General features: G+C 53.5%; 22 protein-coding genes. 16 read left to right on the forward strand and 6 right to left on the reverse strand.

Annotated features, from left to right (window positions below):
- Nucleotides 1-221: 221 nt before the first annotated feature.
- From HOV93_RS21525 to ilvE, 4 genes are all read left to right on the forward strand, one after another.
- Nucleotides 222-1,076 (forward strand): hypothetical protein, encoded by an 855-nt coding sequence (locus HOV93_RS21525; RefSeq protein WP_207398608.1) that lies wholly within the window; start codon nucleotides 222-224, stop codon nucleotides 1,074-1,076.
- Between the two features lie 140 nt (nucleotides 1,077-1,216).
- Nucleotides 1,217-2,527: a sulfatase-like hydrolase/transferase gene (locus tag HOV93_RS21530; protein ID WP_207398609.1), complete on the forward strand. Its 1,311-nt coding sequence runs from the start codon at nucleotides 1,217-1,219 to the stop codon at nucleotides 2,525-2,527.
- A gap of 143 nt (nucleotides 2,528-2,670) precedes the next feature.
- Nucleotides 2,671-3,306: an adenylate kinase family protein gene (locus tag HOV93_RS21535; protein ID WP_207398610.1), complete on the forward strand. Its 636-nt coding sequence runs from the start codon at nucleotides 2,671-2,673 to the stop codon at nucleotides 3,304-3,306.
- A 203-nt stretch (nucleotides 3,307-3,509) separates the two neighbouring features.
- Nucleotides 3,510-4,367: a branched-chain-amino-acid transaminase gene (gene ilvE, locus HOV93_RS21540; protein ID WP_207398611.1), complete on the forward strand. Its 858-nt coding sequence runs from the start codon at nucleotides 3,510-3,512 to the stop codon at nucleotides 4,365-4,367.
- A gap of 61 nt (nucleotides 4,368-4,428) precedes the next feature.
- Here the strand turns inward: ilvE and HOV93_RS21545 are convergent, their stop codons facing one another.
- Nucleotides 4,429-5,337, reverse strand: a complete 909-nt coding sequence (locus HOV93_RS21545) for a hypothetical protein (protein ID WP_207398612.1) — start codon at nucleotides 5,335-5,337, stop codon at nucleotides 4,429-4,431.
- Nucleotides 5,338-5,538: 201 nt separating this feature from the next.
- On the opposite strand from HOV93_RS21545, the gene HOV93_RS21550 reads away from it, so the two are divergent.
- Entirely contained in the window at nucleotides 5,539-5,994 is a 456-nt protein-coding gene (locus tag HOV93_RS21550) for an EVE domain-containing protein (RefSeq protein ID WP_235990759.1), read from the forward strand.
- Between the two features lie 85 nt (nucleotides 5,995-6,079).
- Here HOV93_RS21550 and HOV93_RS21555 read toward each other — a convergent pair whose 3' ends face one another.
- Nucleotides 6,080-7,129, reverse strand: coding sequence for a 2-hydroxyacid dehydrogenase (locus tag HOV93_RS21555; RefSeq protein ID WP_235990761.1), 1,050 nt, complete (start codon nucleotides 7,127-7,129; stop codon nucleotides 6,080-6,082).
- A 45-nt stretch (nucleotides 7,130-7,174) separates the two neighbouring features.
- On the opposite strand from HOV93_RS21555, the gene HOV93_RS21560 reads away from it, so the two are divergent.
- From HOV93_RS21560 to HOV93_RS21595, 8 genes are all read left to right on the forward strand, one after another.
- The gene (locus HOV93_RS21560) at nucleotides 7,175-7,792 is read left to right on the forward strand and encodes an HAD family hydrolase (RefSeq protein WP_207398614.1); all 618 of its coding nucleotides are present in this window, start codon (nucleotides 7,175-7,177) and stop codon (nucleotides 7,790-7,792) included.
- Between the two features lie 98 nt (nucleotides 7,793-7,890).
- A complete protein-coding gene (locus tag HOV93_RS21565; RefSeq protein ID WP_207398615.1) occupies nucleotides 7,891-8,943 on the forward strand; it encodes a TIGR03009 domain-containing protein in 1,053 nt (350 codons plus the stop codon).
- Between the two features lie 235 nt (nucleotides 8,944-9,178).
- Entirely contained in the window at nucleotides 9,179-11,314 is a 2,136-nt protein-coding gene (locus HOV93_RS21570; protein WP_207398616.1) for an NfeD family protein, read from the forward strand.
- Between the two features lie 40 nt (nucleotides 11,315-11,354).
- Nucleotides 11,355-11,936 (forward strand): NfeD family protein, encoded by a 582-nt coding sequence (locus tag HOV93_RS21575; protein WP_207398617.1) that lies wholly within the window; start codon nucleotides 11,355-11,357, stop codon nucleotides 11,934-11,936.
- A 70-nt stretch (nucleotides 11,937-12,006) separates the two neighbouring features.
- Nucleotides 12,007-13,068 carry a flotillin-like protein FloA gene (gene floA / locus HOV93_RS21580; RefSeq protein WP_207398618.1) on the forward strand — a complete coding sequence of 354 codons (1,062 nt, stop codon included), beginning with the start codon at nucleotides 12,007-12,009 and terminating at the stop codon, nucleotides 13,066-13,068.
- A gap of 24 nt (nucleotides 13,069-13,092) precedes the next feature.
- Nucleotides 13,093-13,662: a hypothetical protein gene (locus HOV93_RS21585; RefSeq protein WP_207398619.1), complete on the forward strand. Its 570-nt coding sequence runs from the start codon at nucleotides 13,093-13,095 to the stop codon at nucleotides 13,660-13,662.
- Nucleotides 13,663-13,851: 189 nt separating this feature from the next.
- Complete coding sequence (locus HOV93_RS21590; RefSeq protein WP_207398620.1) at nucleotides 13,852-14,769, forward strand: NAD(P)-dependent oxidoreductase; 918 nt, start codon at nucleotides 13,852-13,854, stop codon at nucleotides 14,767-14,769.
- 148 nt (nucleotides 14,770-14,917) lie between these two features.
- The gene (locus HOV93_RS21595) at nucleotides 14,918-15,346 is read left to right on the forward strand and encodes a response regulator (protein ID WP_207398621.1); all 429 of its coding nucleotides are present in this window, start codon (nucleotides 14,918-14,920) and stop codon (nucleotides 15,344-15,346) included.
- Between the two features lie 7 nt (nucleotides 15,347-15,353).
- Here HOV93_RS21595 and HOV93_RS21600 read toward each other — a convergent pair whose 3' ends face one another.
- Complete coding sequence (locus HOV93_RS21600; protein WP_207398622.1) at nucleotides 15,354-16,640, reverse strand: PQQ-binding-like beta-propeller repeat protein; 1,287 nt, start codon at nucleotides 16,638-16,640, stop codon at nucleotides 15,354-15,356.
- Between the two features lie 66 nt (nucleotides 16,641-16,706).
- Nucleotides 16,707-17,360 carry a CerR family C-terminal domain-containing protein gene (locus HOV93_RS21605; protein ID WP_207398623.1) on the reverse strand — a complete coding sequence of 218 codons (654 nt, stop codon included), beginning with the start codon at nucleotides 17,358-17,360 and terminating at the stop codon, nucleotides 16,707-16,709.
- 125 nt (nucleotides 17,361-17,485) lie between these two features.
- Between HOV93_RS21605 and HOV93_RS21610 the strand changes: the two genes are divergently transcribed.
- Together HOV93_RS21610 and HOV93_RS21615 are read left to right on the forward strand one after the other, a co-directional pair.
- Nucleotides 17,486-18,838 (forward strand): efflux RND transporter periplasmic adaptor subunit, encoded by a 1,353-nt coding sequence (locus HOV93_RS21610; protein WP_207398624.1) that lies wholly within the window; start codon nucleotides 17,486-17,488, stop codon nucleotides 18,836-18,838.
- A 2-nt stretch (nucleotides 18,839-18,840) separates the two neighbouring features.
- The gene (locus HOV93_RS21615) at nucleotides 18,841-22,107 is read left to right on the forward strand and encodes an efflux RND transporter permease subunit (RefSeq protein ID WP_207398625.1); all 3,267 of its coding nucleotides are present in this window, start codon (nucleotides 18,841-18,843) and stop codon (nucleotides 22,105-22,107) included.
- Between the two features lie 12 nt (nucleotides 22,108-22,119).
- On the opposite strand, the gene HOV93_RS21620 is transcribed toward HOV93_RS21615, so the two are convergent.
- Both HOV93_RS21620 and HOV93_RS21625 read right to left on the reverse strand, forming a co-directional pair.
- Nucleotides 22,120-23,007, reverse strand: a complete 888-nt coding sequence (locus tag HOV93_RS21620) for a hypothetical protein (protein ID WP_207398626.1) — start codon at nucleotides 23,005-23,007, stop codon at nucleotides 22,120-22,122.
- 22 nt (nucleotides 23,008-23,029) lie between these two features.
- Nucleotides 23,030-23,488, reverse strand: coding sequence for a hypothetical protein (locus HOV93_RS21625; RefSeq protein ID WP_207398627.1), 459 nt, complete (start codon nucleotides 23,486-23,488; stop codon nucleotides 23,030-23,032).
- Between the two features lie 274 nt (nucleotides 23,489-23,762).
- Here HOV93_RS21625 and HOV93_RS21630 point away from each other — a divergent pair, with 274 nt between their 5' ends.
- Nucleotides 23,763-24,539 carry an SDR family NAD(P)-dependent oxidoreductase gene (locus HOV93_RS21630; RefSeq protein WP_207398628.1) on the forward strand — a complete coding sequence of 259 codons (777 nt, stop codon included), beginning with the start codon at nucleotides 23,763-23,765 and terminating at the stop codon, nucleotides 24,537-24,539.
- The last annotated feature ends 39 nt before the right edge of the window (nucleotides 24,540-24,578 follow it).

Raw genomic sequence — 24,578 nt, forward strand, 5'->3', positions numbered from 1 at the left:
GCCAGGGCTGGCCGTTATATCGAATGCCTTATGCCGTTTGGCATTCGGCTTAAGTCGATGGTTAATCCCCAAGATTAACAATCGATGAATTTTACCGATTCCAGGCAACCATACTGCGATTCGATCGTTAACCATAGCGAGCGCCCAATCTGATGACCTGATGAAGATTATCTAGCCCACACTGATGCCCCCAAATTCATGACACTCTAGGAATGTTAGCGATGCCACCTACGATTCCGAGCAAAGACGGCGAAGTCAATAAATACAACTTGATGGCCGTCCCGACAGTTTCTCCTAGGGTGTATTACGTCAACGGCATCCGAACTAGCGCCAAAGACCACGCCCTGACATCTTCTCTGCTTTCTATTCTTTGCGAACACCCGGTGCATGGAGTTTACAACTTATCGAACGGAGCAATCTTAGACCTGGGGCAGTGTGTGCTAGACTTCACGCAGAATGCCAGTGCCCGCGTATTCGGAAACCGGAAGCTTGTCCCAGGCCAACACATTAACACTGCCGAAATCAAAAAAATCGTCGACGACACCGTGAAGGGCTCGTTCGTCTGGAATCAGGCCACAGTCTCGTTGTTTCGAGAGGTCGCGAAACACTACGGCCGCAAGACATTAATTGTCGCCCACAGCCAAGGCAACCTCATTACCTCAAACGCCTTATTCATTGTCGAACGCATTTTCGGTTCTGCCGCCCTGGAGCATGTGCGTGTTTACTCCTTGGCTTCCCCCTCACCTGCCTGGCCCTTGGGACTTCGGCATACCAACGGTGGCGGAGGACGTCAGGAAAACGCGTTCATGAACGATCTGGTCGCGCTGCTTCGCCCCCACAACATGGCCGCCAAGATCGGCGTCACCCGTTTTCAGAACTCCGGCGACTTCCGCACCCACGCTGGATCTGGCGTCGTCGGTGTCGCCCCTCACGGCGTGAACGAGAACATCGCCCTCAACTTTCTCAAATCGATCCGTATCGACCTGGGAAAATCGAAGGAGTTCGCGACAGACTTTCTCGATAAGTCGAGCAAGAAGGCAGACGAGGCGATCAAGCAAATTGGCGTGAATAAGTAGGCACACCTAGGGCGTAACTGGCTGAAACAACCCATCCGCAGCTTGCAGGCCCGCGGGGATGACATTCGTATCGCGGTCGACTAGGCTAATGCCAACCCGCTTTTCAACGATTCTCTCTCTGCCAGAACGTGGTTCTTCCCATGCGTCGACTGTATTTCGCTCTGTTGTTTTCTACGCTTTCTCTCCTGATTCCAGTCTTGGCCCAAGCTGAAGACCGGCTGCCGAATTTGGTCGTAATCATGGCCGATGATCTTGGCATCGAAGGGGTCGGAGCCTACGGTGGCCAATCCTACAAGACACCCCATCTGGATGCTCTGGCGTCCGGGGGCATGCGGTTTACGCATTGTTTTGCCAATCCGGTTTGCTCACCGACGCGAGCCCAAGTCCTGACCGGTCGATATCCTTTCCGAAATGGCATTCCCCGCATCATTTATCTGCCGGACGAGCACCGCGAGTTTCTCGATCCTAACCGGGAAACCAGTTTTGCCACGCTGCTGAAGCAAAAGGGATACGCAACGGTGATGGCCGGAAAGTGGCAGTTGTCGTTCTTGAACGAGCGTGACTTGCTTGCCGATCACGGTTTCGACCAGTCGCAGATGTGGCAGATCTTTCACAATGGCGAGAAAACGTCTCGCTATGCTAACCCTACCATGCGTCAGAACGGGAAGGTGCTGCAAAAGGAACTTCAAGGTGGCTACGGCCCCGCAGCGAATGTCGACTTTCTGATCGACTTCATGCGACAGCATCAGGAGCAACCGTTTCTTGTCTATTACACCGCACTTCTGCCGCACTATCCGTGGGAACCGACCCCGCACAGCGAAAAGCCCCTGAAACCTGCCAACGGCGTTGGCGATAAGAAATACATGAAGGACATGGTCGAGTATCTCGATAGCCAAGTCGGGCAAATCGTTGACGCGCTGGAAGACATGAAACTCCGCGACAACACGTTAATCCTTTTCACCGGTGACAATGGATGCGATCAACGGATTGTTTCCACTTGGACCGACGGAACAGTAACGCGCCAGGTTCACGGCGGAAAAGCCACCATGACCGATCGCGGTACGCGAGTTCCACTGATCGCTAACTGGCCCGGAACTATTGAAGCCGGCAAGGTCAACAGCGACTTGGTCGACCTTTCCGATATCATGCCTACCCTGCTGGAACTAGCTCACACCCCCAAGCCCAAGCAAACCCTGGACGGTCGCAGCTTCGCCCCGCAACTGCTGGGGCAGGCAGGCCACCCACGACAGTGGATTCACGCCCAATATGGCAACAAGCGGTTGGTACGCAATCAAGACTATATGCTGCTGGGTGGAAGCGTTCTCCGTCCGGTCGTCGACTTCGGCCTGCCTACGGGCAAGGCAATCCAAGGAGATTTAACCACTGAACAGCGAGAGGCCAAGCAGCAGTTGCAGGCAGCGTTTGTCGGGCTTAAGAACACAGAGAAGTAAATCGAGTACTTGCTGTGTAGATGCTATCCCATGTACCACATTTCCCGCGTTTGCCAATTCCGCTGAGGCCCGCAAAGCACTACAATCGACGGCTTGTCATAGGAAATGCCCCAAGTCTTGATTGATTTCGCAAGGACGTCGCCATGCACAAATATGTGTTCATGGGCGTACAGGGTTCCGGTAAAGGAACTCAGGCCAAACTCTTAGAACAGCATCTCGACCTCGCGCATATCGGCGTCGGGGACATTTTGCGATGGAATATCAAGAACCACACGAAGTTAGCGGCGAAGATCAAGCGTATTCTCAACGCTGGCAGATTAGTCGATGACGAAATTGTCGAAGAAATCGTCCAGCGACGCCTGCAAGAACACGACTGGAACTTCGGCTTTATCCTGGATGGCTTTCCCCGCAACGCCAATCAGGCCGCCTTTTTCCTGGAAAGCTACGATATCGACGCTGTCGTGCATATCGTGGTTCCAGACGAGGTAATCAGGAAGCGAGTTCTCGCTCGCCGGCTGTGCGAAGACTGCGGCGTCGACTTCAATGTGATCGATCATCGCCCAAAAATCGAAGGGCGATGCGATATTTGCGGAGGAAAACTGATCCGTCGAGTCGATGACACAGAAGAAGTCCTGGCGAATCGCCTGGCCGAATACCACGAGAAAACCAAGCCAGTGCTGGAGATTTTCCGCCGCAAGGAACTGGTCGTCGAGGTCGACGGAACCCGGGCCGTCGATGACGTTCAAGCCGAGATTCGTAAATCCATTAATGTCATCTAGCCCCCCTATCGGGCCAGCGCAATGCTTTCGCCCAAATCGTAGGGCGAGTAATGAACCTCGCCCTGGTTCGAATGTCTGGTTGGGAGCATGAAGTTTAAAAACTCCCTGCCGCGAGACCTCCTGAGGGCTCTAGGGCAAGTTCACTGGATTAGGGTATAATGCGCGTTTCCACCCCTCACCCCGATTCGCTCAGTAAGATACCAATGTCCGCGAAAGTCTATATCAACGGGAAGTTCTTCGCCCCTAACGAGGCGATGGTCAGCGTTTTCGATCACGGGCTATTGTACGGTGACGGAGTGTTCGAGGGTCTGAGAATCTACAACGGAAAGATCTTCCGCCTAGAACAGCACATCCGCCGTCTTTATGACTCAGCAAAGGCAATCTGCCTGAAAATCCCGCTGACATCTGCCGAGATGACCCAAGCCTGCTTGGAAACACTCAAGCAAAGCGAATTCACCGACGGGTACATTCGACTGGTCATCACGCGCGGTGCCGGCACGCTTGGACTTGGTCCCGAACGTACCCATGATCCCCAAGTGATCATCATCGTTGACAAGATCAAACTCTACCCTCAAGAGTTCTACGACAACGGATTGGCCATCATCACGGCCGCGACTATCCGTAACCATCCGGCGGCTCTCTCGCCGCGGATCAAGTCGCTGAACTACTTGAACAACATCATGGCCAAGATCGAAGCCAGCAACGCCGGTTGCCTGGAAGCTTTGATGTTGAACCACAAAGGGGAAGTCTCTGAGTGCACGGCGGATAACATCTTTATCGTCCGCGACGGCAATCTGCTAACGCCACCAACCGATGCCGGTATTTTAGAAGGCGTCACGCGAGATGTCGTTCTAGAATTGGCCCGAGAGGCCGGCATTCCAACCTTCGAAAAAACGCTCACGCGTCACGATATCTACGTGGCCGACGAGTGTTTCATGACGGGTACAGCGGCCGAAGTGATCGGAGTGGTGAAAGTCGACGACCGTGAAATCGGCGACGGCAAACCGGGCCCTATCACGCGAAAGTTGAAAACGCTGTTCGTAGAACATACGACAAGCTAACAGATCGCGACACGGTCAAAAGAGAACACGACAGGGCAATCCCCGCGTGAAATATAATTAGCTAAGCCGCCTCCCCTTCGCGGAGTTTGTTGGCGGCATTGCTTTCAGAGGCCGGCTTGATCTGCGTTTCCAGATCGGCGATTTCTCCTTCGAGGCCATCGATCTCTTGCTGCTTTTCCTGGATCAGCTTTCTCAGAGTTTCGATCTTCGCCTCCGGTGACATACGGGCCAGACGGCTAATCACATCCATGGCCAGCAGCCCCCGCCATACGCGCAGAGCCAATCCACGCATGCGGTAAACTCGCGTCGCTCGCGTTACATTCTGCAGCCGTACCAAGTGAGTCAATCGGAAGGCCCGTAAGAAGGCAATTAGCGGCAAGCAGATAATCAGCAAATCAACCCAATGCGCCTTTAAGTAAAGAATTTTCTTGTCGACAATTGAGAACATCACGATGAATTCCATCGTGAACGCCAGCCAGGTAATACTGTAGCCCGTCTCGACTACGACTTGCAGCCAACGGTGCTGTTCGAGTTGAGCTGCCCAAACGAAATCTATTGCCAGCAGCGGTAAGATCATCACCGCCACGATGATCATCGGGACGCTCAGATCACGTTCGACCTCTTCATGCAGGTCTTCGTCGATGTGACGCCATCCCAGAATGGGCAGCCACATTCGCGAGCCGTCCTCCATATCACGCCGGGCTAGTCTCAGCGGCGGCAACGCACAGGCAAACAGCGTTCGCCACTTTCGTGGGCTATCGATGGCAAAATGCCAGAGCGACTCGATCCAGAAAATCGGGTACATGGCCATCGTCAGCCAGAAAAAGATCATCAGTCGAGTTACCGAAAGATGTTCTTCCCGAGTCATGAACTCTTGGACCGTCAGCGCAAAGAACGAAAGAATCGCCACGGTCGCCAAAAACATGGGAACGGCTAAGATCTCGTCGCTTTTTTGCGTCGTGCTTTTCAATTCCGACAGCTCTTGATGGGACCGCAAATGGAGAGGGAGCGACGTTTTCCCGCATTAAAGAGGATGAGTCAACCTCGGTTCCGCCCCGTGACAAAGGATGGTCGAGTCGTTTATTCTAACGGTTCTCAATGAAACATGAAAATTGCCGGCGTAGACCGCCTAATCCCCGAGTGATAGCACCCCGCGATGAATTACTGGTTAATGAAGTCAGAACCGGGATCATATTCGATCGATGACCTGGCCCAAGAAAAGAAGAAGACCACGTTCTGGTCTGGCGTACGTAATTACCAGGCCCGGAATTTCATGCGAGACGACATGCAGAAAGGGGACCTGGTTCTCTTTTATCACTCCAACGCGTGCCCCCCGGCGATTGTCGGCGTGGCGGAAGTCGTGAAGGAAAGCTACCCCGACTTCACCTCGTGGGACGAGGACGACCACCACTTCGACCCCAAAAGCACACCAGAAAATCCCCGCTGGTTTATGGTCGACATCAAGCTGAAAAAGAAATTCCCCGAACCACTTGGGCGACCTGAACTCGCCGACGTCAAATCACTTGCGGATATGGAACTGATGCGCAAAGGCTCACGTCTTTCCGTTCAGCCGGTGAAAAAGAAAGAGTTCGATGCGATCTTGAATCTAGCCAGCGTGACACTGTGATCGCGCGTCACGGTGACGATAGTTTTCATTCGCCCAATTTGGGGCTTTAAAGACTTCTCGATGCTTGAACCATAGTGACTGGAAACTATGAAACGGCAACTTCGTTTGTCAACGTTTTCCCTGTGGCGAATTCCTTCAGGTTTTGCACTGTCACCTGGGCGATGGCTTCCAAAGCGTTTTGGGTAAAGAAGCCTTGGTGGCCGGTAACCAGGACATTGGGGAAGGTCACCAGCCGGGCAAAGACGTCATCTTGGATGACGGTTTCCGATTTATCTTCAAAGAACAACTCGGCTTCTTCTTCATAGACATCGATGCCCAGGGAACCGATTTGCCCCGACTTCAGTCCGCCAATTGCGGCGACGGTATCGATCAAACCGCCACGGCTGGTGTTGATAACCATGGCTCCGGCTTTCAGCTTGCCAATCGCCTCGTCATCGATCAAATGTTTGGTCACTGGAAGCAGTGGACAGTGCAACGAGATGATATCGCTTTGAGCGAGAATTTCGTCCAGAGCCTTATAATTCACGCCTAGTTTCAGGCAGTCCTCAGCTTGCTGCACATCATAGGCGAGTAGCTCACACCCGAACCCATGCATGATTCTGGCGAAAATCTGCCCTATCTTGCCAGTACCGATCACGCCGACCGTTTTGCCATGCAGATCAAAGCCGACGAGGCCATTCAGCGAGAAATCCCCCTCGCGAACGCGGTTGTATGCCTTGTGATACTTGCGGTTGAGCGTCAGGATTAAGCCAACAGCGTGTTCGGCGACCGCGTACGGACTGTAAGCCGGCACCCGGGCAACTTGGATCCCCAGTTCATGTGCCCTGGGCAAATCAACGTTGTTGTACCCGGCACACCGCATGGCGATCAGCTTGGTTTTTCCCTTGGCCAACTTATCCAGCACGTCGGAGGAGATTTCGTCGTTGACGAAGCAGCAGATCGCCTCGAAGGGGGAGGCCAGGGGAGCGGTGGTTTGCGTCAGACGTGGCTCAATAAAGTGCCATTGAATATCCGCCCCTTCGGCTGCGGAATCTAGAAAATGGCGGTCGTATGATTTTGTTCCAAAGACAGCGACTTCCACAGACTTCCCTTTACCAATGTTGTCCCCTCTCCCTTGGGAAGGAAAAGGAGACATGAATTTTACTAAACGCTTAACATCCATTCGCAGCAGCAATTTATCATGACCGCACTTTCCCATCTTAAAGGCATCATCTTCGATATGGACGGGACCCTGGTCGACTCAGGTCTCGACTTCGCTGCGATGCGCGCCGCGATGGGGCTGCGGCCGGGCATTCCTATCTTAGAGCAGTTGGCCGAACTCTCCCAAGACGATCGAGCGGCGAAAGAAGAGATTCTGCATCGCCACGAATTGGAAGGAGCGAAACGGGCCTCGATGATCGATGGAGCAGATCGCTTACTGCAAGCTTTGGCCCAAGAGGGCCGTCCGATGGCGATCGTGACACGAAATAGTACTGAGACCACACGGTACACATTAAATTTTCTGAACATTGGGCACTACTTCGACATCATCATCTGTCGTGAGGACGGACCTCACAAGCCTGACCCCTGGGCGATCCTCGAGATTTGCCGTCGTTGGAAGCTTACCGTCGACGAGGTCGTGATGGTCGGCGACTACGAACTCGATATTCTGTCTGCCCATAACGCCGGCTGCCCGAGTGTCCTTTTTACCGAAGGAAAAGACCCTTCAAGCGTCGATGGACGGGAACTTGCCACGCACATAGCGACTCATTTCGACGAGCTTTATCACCTGCTAGCCCCTCGGGAAGATTCGATCTAGGTCACACCCAGGCAATGTGATACGATCCAAGCTCGTTTCCCCATCGGCTGGGGCATCCCAGTCGTGTTTGGTATTCCCCTCAAAAGCGGAAATCCTCGATGAAGAATGGAATCTTCCTCGCGGCGTGCTTGGCCATCGTGGGCCTCGTCAGCAGCAATAGCTTCGCCCAATCCCAGCGTAATACTGGCCAGCCTCTTGGACTGGCGCAGAATGGGCAGCAGGTCAATCCGCAGCAGCAGAATCTTCAGCCTGGGATGGTTGGCGGTCAGGCACCAGTGGGGCCAGGACAACTGATCCCGGCTCCGTTCCAGGTTACGCAGCAGGAACAGAAGTACATCGACGACATCCTGCAGTTCTGGGAATTCCGCAGCAAAAAGGTTCATCACTACGAAGCCAACTTCGAGCGTTGGGAATACGATTCGGTTTTCGGTCCCGCTGATAGCCATAAGACCTACAGCAAAGGCACCATCAAGTACGAGCAGCCTGACAAGGGTCTTTTTAAAGTTGATACGCTCCAGCACTACACGCCTCCTAAGGAAGCGGGCAAACCTGCAACTTACGAGTTTCGTCCTAGCGAAGTCCTCGAACATTGGGTTTGCGATGGTGCTTCGATCTTCGAGTTCGATGTCGCCTCTAAGCAGTTAAAAATTTGGCCTCTCCCACCTGAACAACAAGGGAAAGCGATCACTAACGGCCCGCTACCGTTTTTGTTTGGTGCCAAGAAAGAAGAGATCAAAGAGCGTTTTCACCTGCGTGTCTCTCCTCACCAAACCAGCAACCCCAACGAATACTGGCTTGAAGCCTGGCCAAAACGCCCTCAAGACGCAGCGGAGTATCGCTACATCGATATCCTGATCGATCGGGAAGAATTCCTCCCGTTTGCCATCGCGGTGTTCGATCGGAACTACAATCCCAACGCCGAGCCTCCGAACATGCCTAACTTTTCGCGGGCCGTCTATCAGTTCTCGGATCGCAAAACCTACGAAGAAGGAGGCCTGACGGCTGGCCTGCAACAGATGTTCTCACGATCGTTCTATCAGCCGCAACTGCCTAGCGGTTGGCAGCGGGTCGTTCAACAAACGCCAGGTGCTCAGCAGCAAAACCCAGGGCCAGCCAACGCCGGTCGCCCAAATCAAGCGATGCCACGTTAGGATCTATTCCTCCCAAATCGCCTTATTTCGCATAAAATCCACCTTCTCGATTACTTCGTTAATCGGAAAGGTGGATTTTCTTTTGCCCCGTTTCTTCTCGCGCTATAATTCAGTTACCTGAGAATAGGAACGCTAGTTCTAGCGCTCACTCCTTGTGTAGATAGGTCCCCGGATGTTGAAAGCTCGCGGCACCTGGATTCGGTGGGCAGAAGCTTTTCTGCTCCTGGCTCTAGTTATGATGTCCCCCTCGGCAGTGCTATCTCAGCAGGACGTACCTGCTGCTGAGGCAGAGAACCAAGCAAACCAAGCAGCGGCCCCCAAACTGACTGGCGTCCGGCTAAAGATCCCGTTGCCCATTAGTGGTACGGTTGATACGGACGTTAAAAAAAGCCTTCAAAAGCTTCTCTCTCGACTAGCAGACAAAGACGAACGCCCAATCGTTATTCTTGAAATTGAGGGCGACCCGGATGGCAAGTCGCGCGGAAGCGAATTTGAACGCAGCTTGGCGATCGCTCGGTTTCTAACTTCCAAAGAGGCGACCCGGCTCAAGACGGTCGCTTACCTGAAAGGCCCGATCGAAGGTCATGCGGCGCTCGTCCCGCTGGCGTGCGAACAGATTGTGATGCATCCAGAAGCTCAGCTAGGCAACGCCGGAATCGACGAAGCCTCGATCTCTACCACGATGCGTCATGCTTACGAAGAGATCGCCGGCTTCCGCAACGTCCTGCCGCCGCAACTGGCGCTCGGCATGCTGGACCCAGGTCTGGAAATCTATCACGTCAACGACCGTCGCTTTGTAAGTGGTGAAGAATACGCCAAGCTGAAAGACGAAGGTCAGGTCGCCACCTCAGAGAAACTCGTTCCCCGTGGGCAGATGGCACTTTTTACCGCCAATCAACTGCGGCAGGACCTCCAACTGATTAGCCACGTCAGCGAAAACTATCGCCAACTGGCTGCCATGCTTGAGATTCCCGAAAATCAGATCACCCAAGACCTGGGGCTTAACCGCGACTGGAAAGCGGCCCGGTTCGTCATGGATGGCGAGATCTCGAATCGGATGGTGCAGCGAACTTCCCTTTCAATGCAAGACGCCGTTACCGGTGGTGTGAACTTCATGTTGATCGAACTGAAGTCGCAAGGAGGTGATCCGGTTGCGTGCGAGAATATGGTCAATTTCCTGCTTGGGTTGCCTGATTCGGTTCATACGGTGGCCTTGATCACCGAAGAGGCTTCCTCCAATGCATCGTTGATTGCGATGGCCTGCGACGAAATCGCGATTGCCCCCAATGCCAATCTCGGAGGCGAGGGGAGCTACCACTACACCCAACAAGGTCGCGTCGATCTGGAAAATTACTTGTCTAAAATCTCTGTCGAAGCCAAACGATCGTGGTCGATCTGGGGCGCGATGAATGACCCAGAATTGAAGGTCTTCCGCTACGAACGTCCTGGCACCACGCTCACCAAGTATCTCAGCGAGCGTGAAGCAACCGAGCTTGCCGACCCTCAAGAGTGGAAGCAAGGTCCAGAGATCACGCAGCCAGACGCAGCGTTGCAACTGACCGGCACCCAGGCACTCGATTGGGGAGTAGCCGATGCCGGAGCGGCTAGTGTGTCGGACATTACACGGCGATACGGCCTGCCGGACGAGCTTGAGATCCCCAAGCAAAACTGGGCTCACCAGTTTGTCGAAATTTTGGCGAAGCCTAGCCTAGCGATGTTTTGCTTGTTTATCGGCGTGATCGCTTTGATTAGCGAGTTTAAAGCGCCAGGCGTGGGCATCCCTGGGTTTGTGGCGGTGATGTGCTTTGGGCTTTTTTTCTGGAGCCGCTTCCTCAACGGCACCGCCGGTTGGCTGGAAGCGATGCTAATCGTTGGTGGCCTTTTCTTTATCATTCTCGAGATTCTAGTGCTGCCTGGCTTTGGTATCTTCGGCCTGGGAGGAGGTGCGATGTTCATCACCGGGATCGTGCTGGCCATGCAGACATTTATTTGGCCGACGACGGACTACGAACTCGACCAGGTACCTTACTCCTTGGCGACGATCTTGGTCCTGTTCTCAGGGATGATCGCTGCGGCTTTCTTTGCAAAGCACGTTCTTCCAAGGACCCCATTCTTGAATCAAACGATGCTGAATGCTCCGGATGACGAAGCCCAGGAAGAAATTCGCCGCCGAGAAACGATCGTCGACCTAACTCACCTGGTGGGTAGTGCAGGCCATGCCCTGACGCCACTGCGTCCTAGTGGTAAAGCGAAAATCGGACACGAAATCGTGAGCGTAACGTCCGATGGTGATATGATTGAACAAGGGGAAAAGGTTGTCGTTGTTCAAGTTCGCGGCAACTACGCCATCGTTCGCTCGGAATCGCAATAATTCATCTGTTGTCATCCCGAGACCATTCGAGAGATCGTCCATGTCACCAATAACCATCGCCTTGATTCTGCTCCTCTCAGGGCTGGCGTTCATTGTCCTTGAGGTGTTCCTTCCCTCAGGAGGCATCTTGGGGTTTGTCGCGGCTGTGCTATTGGTAGGTTCCGTCATTTACGCATACTTGAAGTGTGACATCGCTGTAGGTACTGCTTTCCTCGCGGCCACGGTGATTACGGTTCCTGTGATGATTGGTATTGCAATTCGTGTTTGGCCTCATACCCCCATGGGACGAATGATTTTGCTCGACTCGGCCTCCGAAGAGTTCGCCGATTCCCTCGAAAATTCCGGCCACACAGAACTGGTCGGTCGCCGAGGGATTGCTCGCAGCAACCTTCTGCCCAGCGGCGTCGCCGAAATTGATGGCAATCGCTGGGACGTGATTATCGTAGGCCCGGCCGCCGATCGAGGGGATTTGATCGAAGTCGTCGAGGTCGAAGGGAATCGAGTCCTGGTAACCCGGATCGACGAGACCGATGAGGTTCCCGAGCCTGTCTCGGAAATCGAAACGTCGGAATCACTAACAACTCGCAACGACGAAATTTTCGAAGACGACCCGTTTGCTTGACTTTCGCCGTCAGAATGCCATAACTGATGGCTGAATCAATACCTATGGTACAGCGGTAGAAACACTCCCCATGCAATACTTCGTTGAAATCTCTCTGCTTGCCAACTGGTGGGCGAACCTGGTGATTATCGGCATGCTGGCCGCGGCGCTAGTGATGTTGGTCGTCCTTGGGATCTTCGCGTTTTACTTCCGCCTCTGGATTCAATCGATCTGGACCGGTGCTGGCATCACCATCTTCGACCTGCTCGGCATGTCGTTCCGGAATGTGAACGCCAAGATGATCGTCCGCAGCAAAATCATGGCCGTTCAAGCCGGGCTGGGTGATTCGTCTGGGATCACCACAAAAGCACTTGAAGCGCACAATCTGGCTGGTGGTAACGTACCCCAGGTCATCAAAGCGATGATCGCGGCCAACAAAGCGAAGACCATTCAATTGACGTTCCGTGAAGCGACCGCCATCGACCTGGCTGGACGCGATGTGCTGGAAGCGGTGCAAACGAGCGTATATCCGAAAGTGATCGACTGCCCACCGCGAAATGCCAAACGCACATCACTAGATGCGATGGCCAAGAATGGAATCCAGCTCAAGGTCAAAGCCCGGGTGACAGTGCGGGCCAACTTACAGCGGTTAATTGGTGGTGCCACGGAAGAAACGATCATCGGTCGTGTGGGGGAGGGGATTGTCAGTGCGATCGGTTCTGCCGAAACGCATTCCAACGTGCTGGAGAATCCCGACCTGATCTCTAAGGCCGTGCTGTCACGTCGCCTAGATTCCAACACGGCGTTTGAAATTGTCTCGATCGATATCGCTGACATTGATGTTGGCGAAAACATTGGTGCTCGACTGCAGGCCGATCAGGCGGAAGCCGACACGCAAGTTGCCCGGGCACGTGCCGAAGGTCGCCGAGCAATGGCCGTGGCTGAAGAACGAGAAAACCTGGCTGAAATCGAAAATGCTCGCTCCGCGGTCGTCGATGCCGAATCGGAAGTTCCGAAGGCCATTTCCGAAGCCTTTCGCAACGGCGGTTTAAGCATCATGGATTACTACTCACTGCGAAACGTGCAGGCCGACACGGACATGCGTAAGTCTATCGCCCTTTCCAGTGGTTCCGTCGGCTCGTCGAGTAAGTAAGCCCCGCCATCAGGGACATCACTTGTGGGAATTTGGAACCTAATAGCCGACGTCGACGCCATCGAATTGCTGATTCGTATCGGCATTGTCGTGCTTTTTATGGTTGGTCCTTATTTGCTTCAACTTTTAGGAGGGAAAGCCGTGCAAGACGATCGCGGACAACGTCGCAGGCGAGAACCTCAAACGGACCTGGAACGCGAGATCCAAGACTTTCTCGAACAAAGTCGCGGCGGCGGAAACACCTCCTCTTCTCGCGTCCCGGCTCAGTCGGCCGATGCCTATCATGAAGATGAGTTCGTTGAAGCAGAATCTGCCCATGAATCGCTTCGAGACCATCACCTCGAATCGCCGATTGATGTTTCCCATCCAGAAGCCAAGAAACGCGAAGAACGACAGCCTTACGCGATCGAGGCAATGGTTCATCAGGAACATCAGTATGAAGAATCCGAGTCATATAACTACGACTCGGATTCGACTACTGGGTCGCCAGATGCAGGTGCCGCGATCGCCGCTATGTTCCGCGATCCGACTCAGTTACGCAATGCTTTCATACTCGGCGAAATCATGGCCCGCCCGAAGCCCCGACGTCGATAGTGCGAACTCGGTCACTTCTCAATAGTCCGGCGATAACACGCATACCTCTTTTGACTCGACCGAACGTCTGGGTTTACCTCTGGGTCTAAAGTGACTCGGCAAGCTGTGTTACAATTCTCGGTGCACAGCATAGCTAAATATTGAAAGCGAGCGATATTCCTCGCCCCCCTTTAAGGTAAGGCTCCTACCATGCCAAGCATTGAAATTGTTCCGGGAAAAACCAAGATCGGCTGGATCGGTACCGGTGTCATGGGTGCCAGCATGTGTGGCCATCTGATCGACAAGGGATTCTCGGCAACCGTTTCCAATCGCACGAAGGAGAAAGCCGCAGGACTGTTGGAGAAAGGCGCACAGTGGGCAGACACGCCCAAGCAAGTGGCCGAAGCCAGTGACGTGATCTTCACAATCGTTGGTTTTCCGGCAGACGTTCGGAGCGTCCTTCTAGGAGACGATGGTGTTCTGGCCGGCAGCAAAGCAGGCAACATCCTAGTCGATATGACGACCAGCGAACCGACCTTAGCCGTCGAAATTGCCGAGACCTCCCACGCCAAAGGTGTGTATAGCATCGACGCGCCCGTTTCCGGTGGTGACATCGGTGCCAAAGAAGCTCGGCTGTCGATCATGATCGGGGGTGATGAGGAAGTCGTCACCGCTTTGAATCCTTGCTGGGAAGCAATGGGGAAAACGATCGTTCGTCAAGGTGGGCCCGGGGCAGGGCAGCACACCAAAATGGTCAACCAAACGCTAATCGCGACCGGCATGATTGGCGTCTGCGAAGCCTTACTGTATGGTCATAAAGCTGGTCTCGATTTAGAGACCGTCCTACAGAGTGTGGGTTCAGGTGCGGCCGGCAGTTGGTCGCTAACCAATCTGGGGCCGCGTATCATTGACAACAACTTCGACCCCGGATTTTTTGTCGAGCACTTTATCAAAGACATGGGCATCGCTCTTTCCGAAGCTCGCAAGATGGGAATCGCATTGCCAGGCCTTGCCCTGGGCGAGCAACTCTACCAAGCCGTTAAAGCCCAAGGTCATGGCCGACTCGGCACGCATGCTCTTGAACTTGCGCTGTGCCAGTTGAATGACATCGATTGGAAAAATCGTTGAACATTCGACTCTAACGATTATGCCGCCGACCCCAGTGAAAAACGTTGTCTTTTCGCAACCGTTGCATTTTGACAACGCTACTTTGCGGGGAATGCTTGAGTGCACGATGGACTGTACGCAACGGCGACACGCAAATAGGGGCAATACAATGATTGCGGATGCCATTCCTCAAATGGAAGAACTCACCGACCTAGAGGTCCGAGGTGATGTTCTTATTTGCGATGATGAGCCTGATATTTGTGAGGCCTTAGCTCACTTCGTCAAGAAGCGAGGCTTCGATCCGATCGTCACCCACAAAGGGAACGATTGCATCCGGCTTGCTCTTCAGCAACGCCCTATGGCCATTCTGTTGGACGTCAATCTTCCGGATTCCAACGGGTTGGATGTTTGCTCGCAATTGACCGATGCAGTGCAGACCAGCCAGATCCCCGTCATCATCCTTAGTGCCAACGGCGGCGATGATATGATTCGGCAAAGTCGCCGCAGTGGGGCTCGTTTCTACGTTCGCAAGCCTTACGACCCCAATACGGTCGTCGCGATTCTAGAGCAAGCCGTCAACGACGCACAGGCCTGGTAACGCCGTCTCAGTCTTCGAGACTAACGCAAACCAGTTCGTTGTCGTTACGAGCGATAATGCACTGCTCTGCAAAAGCAGGGTGCGACCAGCACACACCGTCGCGGCGTGCGAGTTGATCGCGGGTTGGGTCGATGATCTTCGTCCGGTCGATCTCATGAAAACCTTCGGGAGAGAGTCGGGCGATGATTAGTTCCCCCCGCTCGTTGAACAGAAAGTATCGGTCCCGATATTTCACAAAGTGGATCGTACTCCACCGAGCCTTTGGAACGGCCGTCTGATCTTCCCAAATACGATCTCCGTTGGAAGCATCGAGACAGCGTAGCTGACCATAGCTATCTACGCCATAAATGTAATTTCCCTCGAAGACCGGCGTGCTGATAATCGAGTGAAGTCCATCGGTATCGTTTTCTGAACGACCCACACGATGCCACAACACGTCGTAGCCAAACTCGTCAGGCTTAATCCTTAGCATTAACGCGCCATCGTAAAACGAAGTAAGAAACACGCGATCGCCGTTGACAACCGGCGTGGCAACACCGATCGGCATATTGCGTGGAGCCCATGGATATCGCCAACGTACATCGCCATCTTTCGGGTCCAACGCGGCTACACTGTCGCCAGTCCAAACAAGTACGGTAGGACGCCCTGCTTGCTCGATCATGATGGGCGAAGCATAGCACGCCCGATCATTCAAGGCCCGCCACTCTTCTTCACCACTTTCTTTATCAAGGGCGATAATACAAGCACCTTTTGCCCCGCCAATCTGCAGAATCAAAAGGTCACGCCAAAGCAGTGGTGCCGCAGCAATTCCCCAGGCGGGCATTCGAATCTTGAAGTCTTTTTGTAGATCTCGCGACCAAATCTTGGTCCCGGTGATTGCATCCAAGCAATGCAGATGCCCCATTGCTCCCAAAACGTAGACATTTGAGTCATCGACTAAAGGACAAGCCCGGGGTCCGGCCGAATATCCGATATTGGAATAGGCACACGGATACTCAAAGCTCCAAAGTTTCTTCCCGTTTATCAGGTCGACGCAGTGGACGCGTTCCTTCTGCTCAGGCTCGACGATGCGATCGGTCACATAGACATAATCGTCAGCAACAGCTGGCCCGCTGTAGCCTGCTCCGATCGGGACAGTCCACTCGCGGCGCAGACCTTCCTTGGGGAACTTGCGAACAATACCTCTTTCTCGCCAAACACCATCTCGATTGGGGCCACGCCACTGCGGCCAGTCGTCGGCCATGGCCGTCAAACAGATCGAGAAGACAATCCCAACGCAGGCAAGTCGTCGCATGGTTTTACTCCCTGGCAAACAAGAGAAGAGAATCTGCCAGCAGCCTGAAGGATCGCCTACGGAAAATCAAGCCGAATCGATTTGTTTTCTCTGGAGAATCGCAGCGGTAACAACTTGGTAGATATGTTGGGCCACTCGGTCTGCGGTTAATGCCTGGAGCTCGTCCTGAGATATGAGCATGTTGATGATCGGGCCAGCCATTTTATAGTGCATACACTGTCCCACGACACTGAAAGCAAACATGTGGCGATCGCCGTCCGGCGTTCCCTTAGGAAGCAGATCTTTCAAGATGTCATTCACACGCTCGAAATGAGGACGAATAAATTCCTGCACAATATCCTGGGTTGCCTCGGAAGGATCGGCCATTTCCCGAAAGATCAGCAAATGCTTGTGATCGATTCGATCCTGGGCGGACATGGCCATGGTTACCATCTGGCGAATGAATCCCTGCAATCGCACCTCGGGGTCGATCTCGGGGCCATCTCCGGGAGGAATGAAGCCACTGGGGGCCATCGAGCGATGCCTAGCCCGATGGGCTTCTTTGACTGCCTCGATGTACAGGCCTTTTTTATCCTCGAAGTAATACTTCACCGCGTTCACGTTGACGTCTGCCCGACCGCAGATACGGCGAACCGTACCATGGTCGTAGCCATGCAGGGCAAATTCCTGAATAGCTGCCTCGAGGAGGCGTTGTTTGGCATCAGGCGGTGACGAACTCATGAATTTTCGGATCTTGCGATTGTTTTTTTAGAGTGGCAGCGATACTATCGAGTTAAACGCGTGTTTAATACTAACGCAGCTAATTAATTTAGCAAATCACACGTCCTCGCACCTGAGAACGATCCATGTCGAAGTTTACCGGCATTTTAAATCTAGCGCTGAAATCTCTCATCTCCCTCTGTCTGGTGGGAGGTGGTTTCGCTGCGGTAATTTTCTTGGGACAAGCCAAGACCGAGTCAGACCAACCGCCCCCCGAGGACATCCGTCTTGTCGAAATCCAAACGGTTCAGCCCCATGAGTCGGGGATTACCTTCGAGGTGGATGGTGTTGTCGTTCCGTATCGCGAAATTCAATTAGCAGCGGAAGTCGACGGCCGGGTAATCGAAAAATCGGACAATCTACGTATCGGTCGAACCGTCTCAGCGAAGGAACCGATCGTCTTGATCGACCGCCGCGACTATGACCTGGAATTAGAACGACTGCAAGAGGACCTCGAACAGGCCGAGGACAACATCGCCGAAATGGATGTTCAAATCGCATCGGCCGGCGGTCAGATCGAGTTGGCTTCTGAGAATCTCGTAATTCAGACACGATCGACCGACCGAATACGAAGTCTCGTTAGTCGAAATGCCACGACCGAGTCGAGTCTGGATGACGCTCTGCGTGCGGAATTATCGGCCAAGACGACCCTTCAAACGCAACGCGATCAACTCGCACTCCTGAAAGCCACCAAGACGCGGCTGGAAAACGTCCGCGATCGTACGAAATCAGAGATCTCGGCTGCCCAATTGCAACTAAGCCGCACGACGATTGCCTCACCCATCGACGGCGTAGTTGTAGAGGACCAGGTAGAGCAAGACAGCTACCTGCAGAAGGGGACTGCCATCTGCACGATCCGTGACACCTCGAAGCTGGAAATCAAATGCAGCCTGCAAGCCTATCAAATGAAGTGGCTCTGGGAATCGTCGACCGGTTCGACCGAGACGAAGAAACGCGGAGCTTACGTGCTGCCCGAAACACCAGTCACCGTACGATTCCGGATTGGGAACGAGGTTTACGTTTGGGATGGAAAGCTGACCCGCTACGACGGCGGCCAGATTGACCAACAAACTCGGATGATTCCATGTCGCGTCCAAGTTAACGATCCACTGCATGTCAAGCGTATTACTGACGACGGAGAGATCGACACCCTTGCCGAGGTCCCGACACTGATGGTGGGCATGTACGTTCAGGTAGATGTCCACGTCAATCCGAGAAATCCGTTAGTAGCGGTGCCTGTACCGGCAGTTTACCCAGGCAATCGTCTTTGGGTTGTCAAAGACGACAAATTAGAACGCCGAGAAGTCCTGGTAGCCGTGAGCAATGATGACGACGCGCTAGTATATGCCGGCGAAGGAAAAATTCAGCCTGGCGAGCAGGTCGTTGTCTCGCCCCTGTCGGCTCCCTTCCATGGTGCGAAAGTTAAGGTGGTTGAATAACCATGCAAGGAATTGTTCGCTGGGCGATATCCAACACGCCCGCCATGAATATCTTAATGGTCGCCGCAATCCTAGTCGGATTCGTCTCGCTTTCGCGAATGCATCGCGAGACCTTCCCCGATTTCGATCTCGATATCATCCTCGTCCAGGTCCCCTATCCCGGAGCCGCGCCTCAGGAAGTGGAAGAAGGGATTTGTCAGAAGATCGAAGAGGCGGTGCGTTCGCTCGATGGCATCAAGAAGGTTACTTCAGTTGCCGCAGAAGGGGTGGGCAGTGTCGTCATCGAATTGCAATCGTCCGTCTTGAACCCTGATCGAGTGCTGGACGAAATTCGTTCGGAAATTGATCGCATTCCCAGCTTCCCGGAAGAATCGGAAGACGCTGAGGTGCGTCGCGTTACCACGCGTCGGCCAGCGATACGAGTCGGTGTGATTGGACCTGAATTCGACTCGGAAGAAGCGCAACTCGAATTACGCGCAGTGGCTGAGAAGGTTCGCAATGAGATGCTTCAGCTCGATGGCGTCTCGCAGGTCGACTTTATCAACAACCGAGACTATCAGATCGATGTCGAGATCCACGAATCCATTCTGCGATCGCACGGTCTAACCCTGAACAATGTGGCCGAGATCATCCGCCGTGAAAACCGCGAACTGCCAGCCGGTACGATTCGCGGCGAGTCGCAGGAAGTCTTGCTACGGGGTAACAATCGCCGCACCACAGGGGAAGACATCGCCAAGCTTCCCTTAATTACTCAGCTAGATGGAGCCGTTCTTACCATCTCTGATCTAGGTACGGTGCGCGATGAACTAGCCGACACCACGTCTCGCGCCTACATCCAAGGCAAGCCCGCGATGGCATTGACCATCTCGCGAAGCTCGGACGAAGACCTGCTTAAGATGGTAGATGCCGTCAAGAGCTATGTTGCCGAGAAGCAGCTGCCAAGTGGCTACGAAATGCTGACCTGGAGTGATCAATCAATCGAAGTCCGCGGTCGATTGAACTTACTCATCGAGAACGCAATTTACGGATTGATCATTGTCTTTGTGCTCTTGATCTTATTTTTGGATCTCGAGCTTGCGATCTGGGTTTCACTAGGAATTCCGTTCTCGCTCTTTGCTGCTGGTATTTACCTGTACGCCGCTGGGGAAACGATGAACATGATTTCCATGTTCGGTTTTCTGATGGCCTTGGGCATTGTGGTGGACGATGCGATTGTTGTCGGCGAAAACATCTATGCCCACCGACTGATGGGCAAATCCTTCATGGACTCGGCTGTGGATGGGACAACGGAGGTGATGAGTTCCGTGTCGTCGTCGACGGCCACAACCGTAATGGCGTTCATGCCGCTGCTGTTTGTCAGTGGCGTAATGGGAAAGTTCATGGCCGTGATGCCGATGGCAATTATTGCCATCTTGATTGCTTCGCTTTTTGAATGCATCACCATTTTGCCGTGTCACTTGGCGCATAAAAATGACGGCTTCATGAAGTTCATGGGCTGGGCTCTCTTTATCTTTGCTTGGCTTTTGCCGATCGTTCATTGGGCTAGTAACACCACGACCAAGATTCTGGAATGGTTCATTCGCAACGCCTATCAACCTAGTCTGAATTGGGCCTTGCACAACCGAATCATCGTGTGCGGAGGCGGCGTGGCTGCGATCTTGGTGACCTTTGCGATCGTACGTTCTGGCATAGCGCCGATCGAGTTCTTCCCCAAGCTGGATGGGAATACGGTTCAAGCTCAAGTCACCTTTCCCGATGGAACCCCCGAACGCGTCACCCAAGAGTGGACCAAACGCATTGAAGAATCGTTCTGGGCAGTCAACGAGCGTCTTTCCCCTCAAGGTGAGAGCCTGGGCCAGGTATCATTCCGCACCGTCGGCTCGCAAGTCTCTAATGGTGGTCCTCCCGGAGCAAATGCCAACGAGGCCAGCGGTAGCCATGTTGGGAGCGTCGAGATCGAGTTGCAAGACACCGAGCAGCGCGAAATCAGCAGCATGGATATCGTTACCGCCTGGCGAGATGAACTTGGATCGATTCCGGGAGCCGAGTCGTTAACGATTGCCTCGCAAGCAATGGGCCCTGGTGCGACCCCGATTGAGTTTCGCTTGCTGGCCGATGGCGATCACATGGATCAACTTGAAGAAGCGGTCGAGAAGACCAAAGCCCATATGGAGACCTACTCGGGCCTGATCGATATCTCGGACGACTCGATTCCCGGCAAATGGGAATATCGATTCCGTATCAAGCCTGATGCCCAAGCTCTCGGCGTACGTACGGCTGACCTGGCCGAAACCGTCCGGGCTGCTTTCTATGGCCAGGAAGTGATGCGAGTCCAGCGTGGACGCCATGAAGTCAAGATCATGGTGCGATACCCTCAAGAGGATCGGCATCGCCTAGCATCGTTCAATGACATCCGCATTCGCCTAGACGACGGCATCGAGCGTCCGATCACGGAACTGGCAGAAGTGGACATCGTCCGAGGTTACTCCGAGATCAACCGCTTGAAGCAAAAGCGTTCGATCAAGATTATTGCGGATATCGATACCGAACGTGGCAACGAAGTCGAAATCGTGGCCGGCATCAAAGCAGACTTTGTCCCCAAGCTTCTCAAAGAATACCCTGGCATTAGCGTGTCTTGGGAAGGACAAAACGAACAGCGTAGCGAGTCGATGGGCAGTCTGGGTAATGGATTCCTTGTTGCCGTAGTCGCCATGTTCATGCTACTTGCATTTGAATTCAAATCGTACTTCCAGCCACTTTTGATTTTGGCCATCATCCCCTTCGGGGCGATCGGTGCCGTGGCAGGGCATGCGATCATGGGGATCCCTCTTACATTCTTCAGCATGTTTGGTCTGGTCGCACTAACCGGGATTGTCGTGAACGATTCCATCGTGCTGGTCGACTTTATCAATCAGCGTGTCAAAGCAGGCATGCCGCTGAAGGAAGCATTGCTCGAAGCAGGTTCGCGTCGCTTCCGACCGGTACTACTAACCACAATTACCACCGTGGGTGGCCTTTCGCCGCTGCTAACCGAAACATCGCTACAAGCCCAGCTTCTTATTCCGATGGCAACCAGTATCGCCTTCGGGGAAATCTTCGCTACGGTTCTGGTGCTGTTTCTAGTTCCGGTCGGTTACTCCATTAAGGTGAGCTTCATCGAGTTCTTCGCTCCAGGGTCAATTCTCGGTAACGAGAACACCCCTCAGACAGCTCATGCATTTACCTCGCCTGGAAAGCTCGAAGAGTCCTCGATCGGGACATCGCATTAAAACCTGGCCGGATCAGCCGATGCTCCACATGGTTTCGGCCATCTGACCTACCACTTGGATCAACGCAAACGCGACGACATAGGCCATAAAGAAATAGCGGTCCTTGACCTGACACTGTGCCATGCCGAGCAGCATCAGCATGCAGCCGAACCCTTCGACCGGGGCGACCATGTAGGTGGTTACCGCAAAGGTGAGCAGCAGATAGTGCCGGAGCGAATGCCAACGTGATTTCTCTGGCAAGGCGAAAACAAGAGCGATCGAGCCTTCGATAACCACCGTCCACCAGGTCAGGAACCAGGCCAGCCACCTTACCGACTCGGTTCGATGTAAGCTGCGGGGAACCAAGTCCCACTCCGAGCCAAGCAACAGCTGCATCACGACGCTTCGATTCTCTTCTAGATGCCAAGAATTCAGGTCGGTCAAAAGGGCAGTGAAACCGTGAAACCGACTGTCGGTTAATAGCGTGAACTCGAAGAAGTCTCCGGACAGATAGGACGGCGTCGTCGCTTTATAGAACGCAGCCAGTCCCATGACGAGGATCAACAGGTTGCGTCCATTGGCGTGCAAGATTTCCTGCCGATCTTGCTTTGCCCAGCAAGCACAAGCTGTCGCGAGCATCCAATAGCCTATCAGCCACTTGTGGTTGTCAGATGTGGCCCAATCGTAGACGACCCCAGATCCAACAATAATTGCCAGAGCCAACCAGGTTAACGCAGAGTTGCGAAGTCTTGCCGACACAAGAGCCAGAATTGCCAAGCCCAAGCTGGGTCCTCGCATGAACCATGCATCGGGACCATTGAGTAACACGATTATGAGGGAAAGCGCCAAGCAGATATTCCATCGGACCTCTGGTGACTCGATCTCGCTGGCCCAATGCTTGGCCGAAGCAGCAGATTCCATTCTTGCTTCCATGGCCCCCTCGCTACTCGTTTAAAGAATCCTGAATCTCTTCTCCATCGCGAGAGAGAATGAGAAACGTGGTGCCTTCCTCGATTTCAAACGGTTCGACGTGGATTTCGCACGCCTGCGAGTCGTAGGCAAGATTTCCGATCACGAGCGCAACGCTTTGGTATTTGGCATCTTCCTGTTTTATTATCTCGTTAAAGCGATGTGCGACGGTCAGCAAATTCTTCTTACTGGGGAGCGTACTTGCGTTGACGTATTCCCGCTCTAACTCAGGGATCAATGCGGTGTGAAAGACATCGTCGCTGGTGTAAGCCCAATGCTTTATCGTCCGCTTTTCGATCTCGGCGAACATACCAAAGCCCCCTCCTTTCCAGGGATTCAGTTGCCAGTTGTTAACAGCTACCATCTGTCCGATGGCGACAACCAACAGCAACGTGGGGGCAAGCAGCTTGAGTATGATTCGATTTCTGGGCACCTGACTTGTAACTCCGATCCAAGCCAACACTTCAAAAATGGCTAAGTGTCAATCCTACGCGAGAAGTGGCGAGAGTTTGATTCGCAAGGCTGCATGCTGTTTTACTCGATTGGGTCATCAATCTGACCTGCTCAATCCAGCACAAGCTTGGCTGCGTGACCAATGCCGCCGTAGTATATAGGCAGGCCCTGAGCGAAACAACGCAAATTGATCGGTGATAACATGTATTGGCCAGGCCTAACCTTCTCAACCCCACTTCCTAGAAAGATGTCTCATGGATCTTCAACTGAAGAACAAAAATGCGCTGGTAACTGGTTCGACCAAAGGAATTGGCTACGCAATTGCCCAAGTACTAGCTCAGGAAGGGGCCAATGTGATCGTCAATGGCCGCAGCGAGGAATCGACGCAGGCCGCAGCGAAATCGATTGGAAACAACGCGCGGGGAATCGCGGCCGATGTCTCGACACCCCTGGGATGTAATGATCTTCTCGAGAAGTCCGGGCAAATCGATATTCTGGTAAACAATGCTGGGATCTTTGAACCGAAAGAATTCTCAGAAATCCCGGACGAGGACTGGGAGCGGTTCTACCAGATAAACGTTATGTCCGGGGTACGACTTACGCGGGCCGTCCTGCCCCAAATGCTAGAGCGCAATTGGGGACGCGTCTTATTCGTTTCCAGCGAAAGTGGAGTCCAGATTCCCGCCGAGATGATTCACTACGGTATGACCAAAGCCGCCAACATCTCGCTCGTCAACGGAATCGCCCGATTGACCAAGGGAACCCATGTGACCGTAAACGCGATCTTACCCGGCCCGACAGCATCCGAAGGCGTATCCGAGTTCGTCGGTCATTTGGCCAAGGAAGCCAGTCAATCGAAAGAAGAATTCGAGAATGACTTCTTCGAGCATGCTCGACCCACCTCACTTATACAACGTTTCGCTGAAGTCGAAGAGGTTGCCAATACCACGGCATACTACTGCTCGCCCTTATCCAGTGCCACCAACGGCGCGGCCATTCGGGTAGACGGCGGTATCATCCTGGAAACTTAAATCGCTCGAATCCGACAGACGATCTGGCAGGTAATAATT

The sequence above is a fragment of the Bremerella alba genome (assembly GCF_013618625.1).
Classification (GTDB): domain Bacteria; phylum Planctomycetota; class Planctomycetia; order Pirellulales; family Pirellulaceae; genus Bremerella; species Bremerella alba.

What these genes read in the sequence shown, in the direction of transcription:
- HOV93_RS21525 (WP_207398608.1), top strand. Translation starts at nt 222, where the DNA reads ATGCCACCTACGATTCCGAGCAAAGACGGCGAAGTCAATAAATACAAC.
- HOV93_RS21530 (WP_207398609.1), top strand. Translation starts at nt 1,217, where the DNA reads ATGCGTCGACTGTATTTCGCTCTGTTGTTTTCTACGCTTTCTCTCCTG.
- HOV93_RS21535 (WP_207398610.1), top strand. Translation starts at nt 2,671, where the DNA reads ATGCACAAATATGTGTTCATGGGCGTACAGGGTTCCGGTAAAGGAACT.
- ilvE (WP_207398611.1), top strand. Translation starts at nt 3,510, where the DNA reads ATGTCCGCGAAAGTCTATATCAACGGGAAGTTCTTCGCCCCTAACGAG.
- HOV93_RS21550 (WP_235990759.1), top strand. Translation starts at nt 5,539, where the DNA reads ATGAAGTCAGAACCGGGATCATATTCGATCGATGACCTGGCCCAAGAA.
- HOV93_RS21555 (WP_235990761.1), bottom strand. Translation starts at nt 7,129, where the DNA reads ATGTCTCCTTTTCCTTCCCAAGGGAGAGGGGACAACATTGGTAAAGGG.
- HOV93_RS21560 (WP_207398614.1), top strand. Translation starts at nt 7,175, where the DNA reads ATGACCGCACTTTCCCATCTTAAAGGCATCATCTTCGATATGGACGGG.
- HOV93_RS21565 (WP_207398615.1), top strand. Translation starts at nt 7,891, where the DNA reads ATGAAGAATGGAATCTTCCTCGCGGCGTGCTTGGCCATCGTGGGCCTC.
- HOV93_RS21570 (WP_207398616.1), top strand. Translation starts at nt 9,179, where the DNA reads ATGATGTCCCCCTCGGCAGTGCTATCTCAGCAGGACGTACCTGCTGCT.
- HOV93_RS21575 (WP_207398617.1), top strand. Translation starts at nt 11,355, where the DNA reads ATGTCACCAATAACCATCGCCTTGATTCTGCTCCTCTCAGGGCTGGCG.
- floA (WP_207398618.1), top strand. Translation starts at nt 12,007, where the DNA reads ATGCAATACTTCGTTGAAATCTCTCTGCTTGCCAACTGGTGGGCGAAC.
- HOV93_RS21590 (WP_207398620.1), top strand. Translation starts at nt 13,852, where the DNA reads ATGCCAAGCATTGAAATTGTTCCGGGAAAAACCAAGATCGGCTGGATC.
- HOV93_RS21595 (WP_207398621.1), top strand. Translation starts at nt 14,918, where the DNA reads ATGATTGCGGATGCCATTCCTCAAATGGAAGAACTCACCGACCTAGAG.
- HOV93_RS21600 (WP_207398622.1), bottom strand. Translation starts at nt 16,640, where the DNA reads ATGCGACGACTTGCCTGCGTTGGGATTGTCTTCTCGATCTGTTTGACG.
- HOV93_RS21605 (WP_207398623.1), bottom strand. Translation starts at nt 17,360, where the DNA reads ATGAGTTCGTCACCGCCTGATGCCAAACAACGCCTCCTCGAGGCAGCT.
- HOV93_RS21610 (WP_207398624.1), top strand. Translation starts at nt 17,486, where the DNA reads ATGTCGAAGTTTACCGGCATTTTAAATCTAGCGCTGAAATCTCTCATC.
- HOV93_RS21615 (WP_207398625.1), top strand. Translation starts at nt 18,841, where the DNA reads ATGCAAGGAATTGTTCGCTGGGCGATATCCAACACGCCCGCCATGAAT.
- HOV93_RS21620 (WP_207398626.1), bottom strand. Translation starts at nt 23,007, where the DNA reads ATGGAATCTGCTGCTTCGGCCAAGCATTGGGCCAGCGAGATCGAGTCA.
- HOV93_RS21630 (WP_207398628.1), top strand. Translation starts at nt 23,763, where the DNA reads ATGGATCTTCAACTGAAGAACAAAAATGCGCTGGTAACTGGTTCGACC.